Origin of the sequence: Streptomyces sp. SirexAA-E, assembly GCF_000177195.2 — a bacterium.
In the GTDB taxonomy this organism is placed as follows: Bacteria; Actinomycetota; Actinomycetes; order Streptomycetales; family Streptomycetaceae; genus Streptomyces; species Streptomyces flavovirens.
Genome location: NC_015953.1, coordinates 2,498,545 through 2,510,922, shown reverse-complemented (window position 1 = coordinate 2,510,922; position 12,378 = coordinate 2,498,545). Strand labels below are relative to the sequence as shown.

At 74.5% G+C, this 12,378-nt stretch carries 9 protein-coding genes; 5 read left to right on the top strand and 4 right to left on the bottom strand.

Going from position 1 to position 12,378, the window contains the following annotated elements; translation table 11 throughout:
• Nucleotides 1-46: 46 nt before the first annotated feature.
• From eccD to SACTE_RS11050, 3 genes are all read right to left on the bottom strand, one after another.
• Nucleotides 47-1,387 (bottom strand): type VII secretion integral membrane protein EccD, encoded by a 1,341-nt coding sequence (gene eccD / locus SACTE_RS11060; protein ID WP_014046122.1) that lies wholly within the window; start codon nucleotides 1,385-1,387, stop codon nucleotides 47-49.
• 147 nt (nucleotides 1,388-1,534) lie between these two features.
• Nucleotides 1,535-1,801, bottom strand: coding sequence for a hypothetical protein (locus tag SACTE_RS11055; RefSeq protein ID WP_014046121.1), 267 nt, complete (start codon nucleotides 1,799-1,801; stop codon nucleotides 1,535-1,537).
• Nucleotides 1,802-1,858: 57 nt separating this feature from the next.
• Nucleotides 1,859-3,184: an MFS transporter gene (locus SACTE_RS11050; RefSeq protein WP_014046120.1), complete on the bottom strand. Its 1,326-nt coding sequence runs from the start codon at nucleotides 3,182-3,184 to the stop codon at nucleotides 1,859-1,861.
• 45 nt (nucleotides 3,185-3,229) lie between these two features.
• Here SACTE_RS11050 and SACTE_RS11045 point away from each other — a divergent pair, with 45 nt between their 5' ends.
• From SACTE_RS11045 to SACTE_RS11035, 3 genes are all read left to right on the top strand, one after another.
• Nucleotides 3,230-4,549 carry an aminotransferase class I/II-fold pyridoxal phosphate-dependent enzyme gene (locus tag SACTE_RS11045; RefSeq protein WP_014046119.1) on the top strand — a complete coding sequence of 440 codons (1,320 nt, stop codon included), beginning with the start codon at nucleotides 3,230-3,232 and terminating at the stop codon, nucleotides 4,547-4,549.
• 175 nt (nucleotides 4,550-4,724) lie between these two features.
• The gene (speB, locus tag SACTE_RS11040; RefSeq protein ID WP_014046118.1) at nucleotides 4,725-5,693 is read left to right on the top strand and encodes an agmatinase; all 969 of its coding nucleotides are present in this window, start codon (nucleotides 4,725-4,727) and stop codon (nucleotides 5,691-5,693) included.
• Nucleotides 5,690-7,333: a thiamine pyrophosphate-binding protein gene (locus SACTE_RS11035; RefSeq protein ID WP_014046117.1), complete on the top strand. Its 1,644-nt coding sequence runs from the start codon at nucleotides 5,690-5,692 to the stop codon at nucleotides 7,331-7,333. The genes speB and SACTE_RS11035 overlap by 4 nt, the downstream gene beginning before the upstream one ends.
• Nucleotides 7,334-7,387: 54 nt before the next feature.
• Here the strand turns inward: SACTE_RS11035 and SACTE_RS11030 are convergent, their stop codons facing one another.
• Nucleotides 7,388-7,750 (bottom strand): hypothetical protein, encoded by a 363-nt coding sequence (locus SACTE_RS11030; protein ID WP_014046116.1) that lies wholly within the window; start codon nucleotides 7,748-7,750, stop codon nucleotides 7,388-7,390.
• Between the two features lie 305 nt (nucleotides 7,751-8,055).
• Between SACTE_RS11030 and SACTE_RS11025 the strand changes: the two genes are divergently transcribed.
• Nucleotides 8,056-11,814, top strand: coding sequence for an ABC transporter ATP-binding protein (locus SACTE_RS11025; RefSeq protein WP_014046115.1), 3,759 nt, complete (start codon nucleotides 8,056-8,058; stop codon nucleotides 11,812-11,814).
• A 100-nt stretch (nucleotides 11,815-11,914) separates the two neighbouring features.
• Nucleotides 11,915-12,349, top strand: coding sequence for a hypothetical protein (locus SACTE_RS11020; RefSeq protein WP_014046114.1), 435 nt, complete (start codon nucleotides 11,915-11,917; stop codon nucleotides 12,347-12,349).
• The last annotated feature ends 29 nt before the right edge of the window (nucleotides 12,350-12,378 follow it).

The following is a 12,378-nucleotide window of genomic DNA, read 5'->3' as shown; positions in this document are numbered from 1 at the left end:
CCCTTCTCCTCCGCCGCGCCCGTGGCCGGGTCGGCCGCCCGTTGACTCAGAACTTGTTGAGCAGCTGTCCGAACACGCCGAACGCACCGACGGCGAGCGGGAACAGCGCCACCATGCCGAGGGACTCGACCAGGTCGGCCGTGCGCCGGAGCCGGACGCGCACATGCTCGGGCGGCTCCACCGCCAGGACCAGCAAGGGGAGGACCGCGGCCACGCACAGCACGGCGATGGCTCCGGCGCCTCCGGCGTGTTCCATCCACAGCATCATCAGGCGCACGAGGAGGACCGCGGCCGCGATGAAGAGCGCCGCCACCTCGGCCACCAGCGGGAAGGCCCGTGCGCGGGACAGCAGCACCACGGTCAGGACCGATGCCAGCAGCACGGTCCAGACCGTGGGCCGGCCGGCCGAGGCGATCAGCCAGCCGGCGGCGGCCGCCGAGGCCGCGGTGGCCAGGGTCGCCAGTGCCAGCCCGCGATGGGTGGCCGCCAAGGCGTTGCCCACCTCGTGACGGCTGACGGAGATGCCACCGGACCGGCGGTCGTCCAGGGCGGTGAGCCCGGACGCCATCAGCGCCAGCCGTGGCAGCACGCCGAGCAGGACCACGGAGAAGACCGCCATGACGGCACCGAGCCGGGCGGGATCCTCCTGAACGGCGGCGACGGCCTCCCACACGACCGTGATCGCGGCCGTCGACACGGCACCGATCAGCCCGCCGCGCCCGAGCGGCGAGAAGTAGCCGAGCAGGACCAGTGTCAGGACCAGTGCGCCCGCGACCGCGGCCAGTCGCACGGCCCCCGGCCAGGCGTACGCGTCGGCGGCCGTCCACGCCGCCAGGAGGCTCAGGCCGCCGGAGACGGACAGCAGGGCGGTCGCGAGCCCGCGGCTGCCCTGTCCGGCCTTCGCGACGACGGCGCCGACGGCGAACAGGACGAGCGTGACGGCGGTGAGCGCCCCCGCCAGGGCGGAGAGCGAGAACTCGCGTCGGGCGAGCAGTGCGGCGAGCACCGCGAAGGCGACGGTCGCCGCGCCCGCGCAGGCGCGCCGGGCCGCGGGCCGCCAGCGCCAGGTCCGCAGATCGAGGTCGTCGGCCACCTGGTCCGTGACGTCGTGGACGACGGGTGCCGGGGGAGCGGAGTGGCTTCTGACGAGCCGGAGTACGGCGCCGTCGGATATGCCGGACGACGCCAGTGTGCTGTCGTGCGGCAGGGCCGACCCGTCGGACGTGAGGAGTTGGCGGGTGAGAGGGCGTGAGGCGACCCGGTCGTCCAGCAACTGCAGGATGTCCGGGAGCAGTTGCCCGATCGGTGTGTCGGAGGGCAGGACGATGTCGGCCCGGCGCCGCTCGCCGACCAGGGTCACCCGGCTCAGCTCCGCCCGGGAAGTCATTGCTGTGCTCGCCACTTACGGGAACCTATCATCGCGACGTAGGGGGGCTCTGGGGTCGATGCGGCCCGGCCGAAGGGGTCGCACGGGGGCGGGAAGCACGCGTTACCCGCCGTTCGCCGACGGACGCGCGCACTTCCGGTCGGCCGGTCAATTCGCCGGCTGCTCGTACTGCTGGGTCTGACGCTGCTGCTTTTCCTGCTCGGCCTGCTGCTTCGCCAGCGTGTGCTGGAGGAAGGACCATCCGACGCATCCCGCGCACAGCACAGCGGCGACGGCGACTCCCGCGAAGGCCTTGCCGAGCCGTTCGTCGGCCGTGCGACGGGCGCGCTGGGCCCCGAACAGCAGCGCGTCCCGCATCCGTCGCCGGCGTACGCCCACCGACTCCAGCAGCTGACTGTCGTAGTCACGTGCCATTCCGCTCCCCCTAGCTCTGCCTTGGCAACATAAGCCATACGGCTTCGCCCGCGCCGGTCAGGGCGTACCGTCTCGGCCACTGCGCGGGGCGGTGAGGAGCACCGGCCCCGGCGCCCCCACCCGCTCCCTCGGCCGTACCAGGCGGCGCTGGAACAGGCAGGCCGCCACCAGGCTCGCGCCCAGGACCGGCCAGGCGAGGGGGCCCGCGCCGACGGCGGCGCCGACCACCACCGGGCCCAGGCTGCGCTGGGCGGACTGGGCCAGGCCGTGCACCCCGAGGTAGGCGCCCTGCGCGCCGCCCGGGGCCAGGGCGACGGAGAGTTCCCAGGACGCGAGGGAGTGCAGGATCTCCGCCAGGGTGAAGGCGGCGGCCGCGACCAGCACGGCCCCGGTGGCGAACCAGGGGCCCCCGGCCGCCGAGGCGGCGAGCGCCGCACCGCCCGTCAGGAACGCGACGGACAGCGGCAGGAGGAGCCGGCGTGCGGCGGCCGGGGTCTCCGCGAAACGGGACAGCGGGACCTGGAGCGCGACCACCAGCACGCTGTTGAGGACCAGGACCAGGGGTGCCAGCCCGACCGGGGCGGAGGTGCCGTGCACGATCCAGAGCGGGAAGGCGACCTGGAGCAGGCTGTCGTCCAGGAACAGCCAGACCTCCGTGCCGGTGAACGCGAGGTACCGCCGGTCCCGCCACGGCGACGACCCCGGGGCATGCCCGGCGGACGCGGCCGACCCGGGGCCGTCGGCGGGCACGTGCCGGCCGGCCACCACGCGGCTGGGGGAAGGCGGTTCGGCGCACCGGAGGGTCAGGGCCGCGATGACCAGGTACGAGGCGACGTTGGCCAGCAGCAGGACCTGGTAGGCGGACGCGGTGCCCACGGTGAGCACGGCGGCCGCACCGCCGCCGCCCACGGCCCACCCGATGTTGACCGCCGTGCGCTGGACGGCCTGGTACCGGGTGCGCTGCGGGCCCGCGACGCGCGCCGCGAACAGCTTCGTCAGCACGCTCGACGCCCGGTCGGGCAGCGCCCCCAGCGCCGAGTACAGCATCAGCGGCAGGAACTCATGGCTCGTCAGCAGCGCCAGCAGGGCGGCACCCCGGGCCAGTTGGGCGACGACCAGGAGACGGGTCACCGGGAAGCGGTCGGCGAGCCGCCCGGCGAGCGGGGGTCCGGCGACGCCCAGGACGCCGGACACCCCCATCAGCGTGCCGATCTGGGCCACCGACAGGTGGGCGACGTAGATGAAGTAGAGCGTCGACGCCCCGGCCCACAGACCGGTGCCGATCTTGTCGATGACGGCGACCACCAGCATCCGCCTGCCGTCCCGGCCGCCCGGTACGGCGAGGCGCCGGGCGAACGGGACGCGGCCGGCTTCCTTCTTCATCGGTCCCCCTTGACAGAGTCTTTGTATCGGTACAAACTCTTATCTGTGGCAGAACAATATGCGCTCTCCGGTGGGACGGCCAGAGAGATTTCCGCTTCCGTCGAAAGCCGCGTCGCCGACGGCACCCTGCGGCCCGGCGCCTCGCTGCCCCCGGTGCGCCGGCTCGCCGAGGAGCTGGGCGTGAGCGCCGGCACGGTCGCGGCGGCCTACAAGGAGCTGCGCGGGCGCGGAGTGGTGACGACCCGGGGGCGCGGGGGCACCGTGGTGGCGGCCGCCCCCTCCGTCACCTCGCGGCGTCCGCCCAAGGTGCCCACCGGGCTGCGCGACCTGGCGGGCGGGTACCCCGATCCCGCGTGCCTCCCGACGCTGCGTCCGCCGGAGCGGGTGGAGCCGGTGCCCGGGTCGCACCGGGCCTCGCCCCGGCTCGCCGCGCTCGAGGAGGCTGCCCGCGCCTGGTTCGACCGTGACGGTGTGCCCACCGGCTCGGTGACCTTCGCCCACGGCGCCCTGGACTGCGTCGCCCGGCTGCTGTCCACCGAGCTGAGGCCCGGCGACGCCGTGGCCGTGGAGGACCCCGGCTTCCACCACCTGCTCGACCTGGTCCCGGCGCTGGGGCTGCGTACGGTGCCGGTGGCCGTCGACGACGAGGGCATGCGGCCCGAGGCGCTGCGGGCCGCCCTGCGGGGCGGGGCCCGTGCGCTGGTGTGCAGCCCCCGTGGCCAGAGCCCGCTCGGTGCCCGGCTCACCCCCGGTCGCCGGGACGCGCTCCTGGCCGTCCTGGGCGGCCACCCGGACGTCCTGGTCGTGGAGGACGACCACAACGCGGACATCGCGGGGGCGGACGCGGTGACCCTCGCCTCCGGCGGGCTGCCCCGCTGGGCGCAGGTGCGCACCGTCTCCAAGCACCTGGGCATCGATCTGCGCTGGGCCGCCCTCGCCTGCGACCCCGCCACCCTCGCGCGTCACGACGGGCGGATGCTGCTGACCTCGGGCTGGGTCAGCCACATCCTCCAGTCGACCGTCGCCGGCCTGCTCGCCGATCCCGAGGTGAGCGCGCTGGTGACCCGGGCCGCCGACACGTACACGACCCGCCGCGAGGCCCTGCGCGACGCGCTCGCCGAGCACGGCATCGCCTCCCACGGGGAGAGCGGCCTCAACGTCTGGGTCCCGGTCCGCGACGAGTCAGCCGTCGTCAACGGGCTGCGCACCCGGGGCTGGTGGACGGCCGCGGGCACCCGCTTCCGTATCGCCACCCCGCCCGGGGTGCGCGTCACCACCGCCGCCCTCACCCCCGACGAGGCGCGCGGCCTCGCCCGGGACCTCGCCGACACCCTGGGGGAGTCGGAGCCGGTCTACGGCGGGTGAGGGCCCGGCCCGCAGCGTTTCCCAGGGGCCGTCGCGGGCCGTCCCGCGGGCGCCGAAACGTACACTTCGCAGCGTCGGCCCACCCGTCGGCCGACCGCCGTCCCGACACCCCGGGACGTCTCCGCAGCACCGCCCACAAGGCGCGCACCGCCCCCGGACGAAAGGCACCCGCCCCATGAGCAGCACCGACTCGCCGCGCGGCCCCGTCGACTCCTCCCGCATCCCGCGGTACGCCGGGCCCGCGACGTTCGCCCGGCTGCCCCGGCTGGACGAGGTCGGCTCCGCCGATGTCGCCGTCGTCGGCGTGCCCTTCGACAGCGGGGTCTCCTACCGTCCCGGCGCCCGCTTCGGGGGCAACGCGATCCGGGAGGCCTCCCGCCTCCTGCGGCCCTACAACCCGGCGCAGGACGCCTCTCCCTTCGCGCTGGCCCAGGTCGCCGACGCGGGGGACGTCGCCGCGAACCCGTTCGACATCCACGAGGCGGTCGAGACCGTCGAGGCCGCCGCCGACGACCTGCTCGCGACCGGCGCCCGCCTGATGACCCTGGGCGGCGACCACACCATCGCCCTGCCGCTGCTGCGCTCCGTCGCCAAGAAGCACGGCCCCGTCGCCCTGCTCCACTTCGACGCCCACCTCGACACCTGGGACACCTACTTCGGGGCCGAGTACACCCACGGCACCCCGTTCCGTCGGGCCGTCGAGGAGGGCGTCCTCGACACCGAGGCGCTCTCCCACGTCGGCACCCGCGGCCCGCTGTACGGCAAGAAGGACCTCACCGACGACGCCAAGATGGGCTTCGGCATCGTGACCTCCGCCGACGTCATGCGGCGCGGCGTCGACGAGATCGCCGACCAGCTGCGGCAGCGCATCGGCGACCGGCCGCTCTACATCTCCATCGACATCGACGTCCTGGACCCGGCGCACGCCCCCGGCACCGGCACCCCCGAGGCCGGCGGCCTCACCTCGCGCGAGCTCCTGGAGATTTTGCGCGGGCTCTCCTCCTGCCACCTGGTCTCCGCCGACCTGGTCGAGGTGGCACCGGCGTACGACCACGCCGAGATCACCTCCGTCGCCGCCTCGCACACGGCGTACGAGCTGACGACGATCATGGCCCGGCAGATCGCGGGGGGCCGTTCCGCGTGAGCCACGACCACGACGACCGGCCCCGGCTCACCGCCGCACAGGCCGAGGCCGCGCTGAACCCGCCGCCCGGACGGGTCGGCGGCGACCTGGTGACCGAGACCCTCCAGGGCCTCGGCGCCACCACCGTCTTCGGGGCCGTCGGCCGTCCCGCGCCCGGCCTGCCCGGCGCGCTGCGGCGCTCCGCGTCGCTCTCGTACGTGGAACTCGGCACCGAGAGCCACGCGGCTACCGCCGCCGACGCCTACGGCCGCATCACCGGTGAGGTGGCCGTCCTGCTGCTGAGCGCAGGGCCCGGCGCGCTGGCGGCACTTCCGGCGCTCCAGGAGGCCGCGGCGGCGTCCGCCCCCGTGCTGGCCGTCTGCGCGCAGGTCCCGGCCGCCGGGCTCGGCGGCGGGCGGCACGGCTACCCGGGCGAACTCCGCGACCAGCAGGCGTCCTTCCGTGACGTCGTGAAGTCCGTGCACCCCGTGCGCACGGCCTCGCAGATCCCGTCCGCGATCGCCGCCGCCTGGGAGTCGGCCCTGACCGCCCCGCACGGTCCGGTCTGGGTGGAGATCCCCGAGGACGTCCTGCGCGCCGGGACCGTCCTGCCCCCGGTCAGCGCGCTCGACGCCACGCCCCGCGAGCTGTACCCGCGCCCCGAACTCACCCTCGTCGCCGCCGAGCTGCTGGCGCGCGCCGAACGCCCGGCGATCATCGCGGGCGGCGGGACCGTACGGGCGGACGCGTCCGGCAAGCTGCGCCGGCTGGCGGAGCGGATCGCGGCCCCGGTCGCCACCACCTACGGCGGCAAGGGCGCCTTCCCCTGGGAGCACCCGCTCTCGCTGCGGTCCTGGCCCGGGGACCGGCACACCACCGCACTGCTGGAGGACGCGGACGTCCTGCTGGTCATCGGCTCCGGCCTCGGCGCGCTGTCCTCCGGCGGTCACACGTTCGCCCCGCGCGGCCGGATCATCCAGATCGAGGCCGACGCAGGGAAGCTGGAGTCCAACCACCCCGCGCTCGGTATCCACTCCGACGCCCGCGAAGCCCTCGACGACCTGCTGGACACCGTCGAGGACCGCGAGGACGCCTCGGCCGCCGACCGTGTCCGTACGGTCCTGGAGGCCGCCGCCCGGGACCGGGCCGGGGACCTGGCACCGGAACCGCGGGTGCTCGCCGCCGTCCGCGAGGCGCTGCCCGACGCCTCGCCCAGCTTCTGGGATCTCACGGCCCTCACCACCTGGGCCTGGTCCGCCTTCGACGCCCGCCGGCCGAACACCATGCACTCGGCCCAGGGCGCGGGCGGTCCCGGTTACGCCCTCCCGGCCGCGACCGGTGCGGCCTTCGCCGACCCGACGGCCCCCGTGCTGGCGGTCACCGGCCAGGACGGCGCCGTGCGGTCGGCCGCCGAGCTCGCCACCGCGCGGCGGTACGGCCTGCCGGTCACCTGGCTGATCGTCGAGGACACCGGCCGGGCCGGCGGCGGAGAGCCGGCCTGCCCCGACCTCGCGGCCCTCACCGGGGCGTTCGGCGTCCCGGCCGTCCGGTCGACACCGGACTCGCTCGCCGCGGACCTGGCCGGGGCGCTGGGCGGCCCGGGGCCGTCGGTGGTCGTGCTCGGGGCCGAGCCGAGGAGGCCGGCGCCGGAAGCCGGGTGACGGGCCGGGGCGGGTGAGCGGGCCCGGGGCCGCCGGACGGGGTGCGGGCCCCGGCTACAGCTCTTGCAGCGCTTTCGCGATCTCGGCCCGCTGTGCGGTGAGGCCCTCGTGGAACCGCTCACGCTCCTGCGGGGTCAGCGCGTGCGGGAGCTCCTGGCCCAGCGGAAGGACATCGGGGATCGAACGGAAGAGCACCGTCGCGCTCTCCCCTTTCCCGCGATTGCGCGCCGCGAGCAGATACGCGCCCACCTGCCACATATGCGGGTTCAGCACCTTCGACGGGGCTCGCAGAAGAGCCCGCAGCGTCCCCGGCAGGCCCAGCGAGTGGTGCTCGCCGACCGCCTGCTTCTGAAGCTCCGCCAGCACGGCGTACAGCCGGCCCGTGCGGAGGGCCTCCGAGGGCCCGTCGTGCGCCATGGCAGGTCCACCGTCCCCCGTCGTCCGCTTCCCCGGCAGGCCGGATCGCCCGGCGGGGGAACAAGCTACCCCGCGCCGTGCCGCACCGAACCCCCTCGCCCAGGCGTGAAGAAGCTCTTCCGCTGGCAGTCCCGCGCCGTGCCGCCTCCCCGGGCGCCGCCGTCCACCCCGTCGGTCCTGGGACCGTCCACCCCCGCCCTCCTACCATCGGCCGAGAATTGTTGCGGCGGGATGAAATCCGCAGTTGACCGCGTTGGCCACAGGCGGCAGGAACAGGCGGGCGGCGGACGGAACGGGAGGCACCGGTGGCGGGCGCGACAGAGCAGGGAGCGGAGCAGCAGGGGTGGGCCCGGAGACTGAGCGGCTACGCGTGGCGCTACCGGCGCAACGTGGTCCTGGCCCTCGGTTCGTCGCTCGTGGGCATGGGGGTGATGGCCCTCGTCCCGCTCATCACCAAGGTGATCATCGACGACGTGGTGGGCAGCCACACCCGTTCCCTCGGTGTCTGGACCGGTCTGCTCCTCGTGGCCGCCGTCCTCGTCTACGCCGCCACCTTCGTCCGCCGCTACTACGGCGGACGGCTCGCCCTGGACGTCCAGCACGACCTGCGGACCGAGATGTACGCGACCCTCACCCGCCTGGACGGGAAGCGGCAGGACGAACTCTCCACCGGGCAGGTCGTCGGGCGGGCCACCAGCGACCTCCAGCTCATCCAGAGCCTCCTCTTCATGCTCCCGATGACCATCGGGAACGTCCTGCTCTTCCTCATCTCCCTGGGGATCATGGCGTGGCTGTCGCTGCCGCTGACGCTCATCGCCCTCGCCGTCGCCCCGGCCCTCTGGTTCATCGCCCGCCGCTCCCGGGCCCGGCTCTTCCCCGCCACCTGGTACGCCCAGAGCCAGGCCGCGGCCGTCGCCGGAGTCGTCGACGGGGCCGTCTCCGGGGTCCGGGTCGTCAAGGGATTCGGCCAGGAGGAGCAGGAGACCGGCAAGCTCCGCGAGGTCAGCCGCAGGCTCTTCGCGGGCCGGCTGCGCACCGTCCGGCTGAACTCCCGCTACACCCCCGCACTCCAGGCCGTCCCCTCCCTCGGCCAGGTCGCGATGCTCGCCCTCGGCGGCTGGCTGGCCACCCGGGGCGAGATCACCCTCGGCACGTTCGTCGCGTTCTCCACCTATCTCGCCCAGCTCGTCGGCCCGGTCCGGATGCTGGCCATGGTGCTGACCGTCGGCCAGCAGGCCCGCGCCGGTGTGGAGCGCGTCCTGGAGCTCATCGACACCGAGCCGTCCATGGCGGACGGCACCAAGGAGTTCCCCGCCGACGCCCCGGCGAGCGTCGAGTTCGACGACGTCCGCTTCGGTTACGACGAGGAGCGCCCGGTACTCGACGGGTTCTCCCTCACCATCGAGCCCGGTGAGACGGTCGCCCTCGTCGGCGCGTCCGGCAGCGGGAAGTCGACGGTCTCGCTCCTGCTGCCCCGGTTCTACGACGTGACCCACGGTGCGGTCCTGGTCGGCGGCCACGACGTACGCGAGCTGACCCAGGACTCGCTGCGGGCCGCCGTCGGGCTGGTCCCCGAGGACAGCTTCCTCTTCTCCGAGTCGGTGGGCGAGAACATCGCCTACGGCCACCCGGAGGCCACGCGGGAACAGATCGAGCAGGCCGCACGCGCCGCCCAGGCGCACGGCTTCATCTCCCAGCTGCCCGACGGGTACGACACCAAGGTCGGCGAGCACGGGCTCACCCTCTCCGGCGGCCAGCGCCAGCGCGTCGCCCTGGCCCGCGCCATCCTCACCGACCCCCGGCTGCTTCTCCTGGACGACGCCACCTCCGCCGTCGATGCCCGGGTGGAACACGAGATCCACGAGGCCCTGGCCCAGGTCATGGCCGGGCGCACCACGCTGCTGATAGCGCACCGGCGCTCCACCCTGGGCCTCGCCGACCGCATCGCCGTCCTCGACCAGGGGCGGCTCGCCGACATCGGCACGCACGCCGAGCTGGAGGAGCGCTCCGCGCTCTACCGCCGCCTGCTCACCGACCCGGACGAGCTGGGCGGCACGTCCCCGGGCCACCGGCCGGCCCTCGCCGAGGCGCCGGAGGACGACGACCGCGCGCTCCAGGAGGAGCTGGACGCGGAGTTCGACGCCGAACGCGGCATCACCCCCGGGCTGTGGATCCGTGAGGAGGAGCCGCGCGACACGGTGGCGGGCGCCATGCCCGCCACCCCGGAACTGCTCGCCCAGGTCGACGCGCTGCCGCCCGCCACCGACCTTCCCGCCGTCGACGAGGCGGGTGCCGTGCGGCCCGAGGAGTCGTACGGTCTGCGCAGGCTGCTGCGCGGCTTCGGGCTGCCGCTGCTGGTCAGCCTGGGTCTGGTCGCCGTCGACGCGGGCATGGGCCTGCTCCTGCCCGTCCTGATCCGGCACGGCATCGACGACGGCGTCACGCGGATGGCGCTCGGCGCGGTCTGGGCGGCGGCGGGGCTGGGACTGCTCGCGGTCCTGGTCCAGTGGGCGGCGCAGATCGGTGAGACGCGGATGACGGGACGTACGGGCGAACGCGTCCTGTACTCCCTGCGGCTCAAGATCTTCGCCCAGCTCCAGCGGCTCGGCCTCGACTACTACGAGCGTGAGCTGACCGGCCGGATCATGACCCGGATGACCACGGACGTGGACGCGCTGTCGACGTTCCTCCAGACCGGGCTGGTCACCGCCTTCGTCTCCGTCGTCACCTTCCTCGGCATCATGGGCGTCCTGCTCGTCCTGGACGTCCAGCTGGCGCTGGTCGTCTTCGCGACGCTGCCGGTGCTGGTCGTCGGCACCTTCTTCTTCCGCCGCAAGAGCGTCAAGGCCTACGAGCTCGCCCGCGAACGCATCAGCGTCGTCAACGCCGACCTCCAGGAGTCCGTCGCCGGGCTGCGGATCGTGCAGGCGTTCCGGCGCGAGCGCGACGGTGCCGAGCGGTTCGCGGCGCGCAGCGACCACTACCGCCAGGCCAGGGTGCGCGGCCAGTGGCTCATCTCGGTCTACTTCCCGTTCGTCCAGCTGCTGGCCTCGGTGGCGGCCGCCACCGTGCTCGTCGTCGGGGCCGGCCGGGTCGACGACGGCACGCTGACGACGGGCGCGCTGGTCGCCTACCTCCTCTACATCGACCTGTTCTTCGCCCCCGTGCAGCAGCTCTCCCAGGTGTTCGACGGCTACCAGCAGGCCACGGTCTCCCTCGGCCGGATCCAGGAGCTGCTGCGCGAGCCCACCTCCACCGCCGACCACGCCGAGCCCCGCGCGGTGCCGTCGCTGCGCGGCGACATCGCGTTCGAGAACGTGTCGTTCGTGTACGGGGCGGCCGACGGCGAGGAGGAGGAAGCCCTCAGCGGCGTCGACCTGCGCATCCCGGCCGGTCAGACCGTCGCCTTCGTGGGGGAGACGGGCGCGGGCAAGTCCACGCTGGTCAAGCTCGTCGCACGGTTCTACGACCCGACGGAAGGCCGGGTCACGGCGGACGGCATCGACCTGCGCACCCTCGACCGCACCGCGTACCGGCACCGGCTGGGTGTCGTCCCGCAGGAGTCGTACCTCTTCGCCGGGACCGTCCGCGACGCCATCGCCTACGGGCTCCCCGCGGCCACCGACGCCCGGGTGGAGGCGGCGGCCAGGGCGGTCGGCGCGCACGACATGATCGCCACCCTGGAGGGCGGCTATCTGCACGAGGTCGCCGAGCGGGGCCGCAACCTCTCGGCCGGCCAGCGCCAGCTGATCGCGCTGGCCCGCGCCGAACTGGTCGATCCGGACGTCCTGCTCCTGGACGAGGCGACGGCCTCCCTCGACCTGGCCAGCGAGGCCCAGGTCAACCAGGCCACCGACCGGCTCGCCGGCCGCCGCACCACGCTCGTGGTGGCCCACCGGCTGACCACGGCGGCCCGCGCCGACCGGGTCGTGGTGATGGACCGGGGGCGCGTCGCCGAGGACGGCACGCACGAGGAACTGCTCGCCTTGGACGGCCGCTACGCCCGGCTGTGGCGCACCTTCATAGGAGAGGACCTGGGCGAGGGCGCCCCGGCGAACGTCTGACCCCCGGGCCCCGCCGCCGCCCGTCCACCGTCGTCCGGAACCTTTCGGCCCGTCCGTGGCGTCGTACGGAGATACGCACGCGTGTCGGGTGGGCCGTCATGTGTTCGAGGAGGTGGACGGGGTGGACGAGGTGAGCAGGACGGCGCGCCTTCCGAGGCACGCCCTGGGCGCGTGGCTGTTCGTCCTGCCGCTGCTCATGGCGGTCGGCCTGGTGCTCGGCCCCGCCCGGACGGGGAGCGCGCACGCCGCTGCCGCCTGCCCCGGTCGGCTGGTCAAGACCGTCCCGTTCGCCACCGGTTCACTGCGCCTCTACAAGAGCCGGGACTACGCCTGCGCCGTCGCCGTGGCCAAGAAACCGGGCGCGCGCCGGGAGATGAAGGTCTCGCTGCAACCGCGCGGGGGCCGGGCGGTCGTGGACGAGGGGAAGTTCACCACGCTGGCCGGGCCGGTCCGGGTCCACGCGCTGAACCGGTGCGTCAGGGCCTCGGGAACCGTCGCGGGGGCGACAGGTTCCACCGGGTGGATCCAGTGCTGACACACCACCGGGTCTGGCGTGAAAGGTGT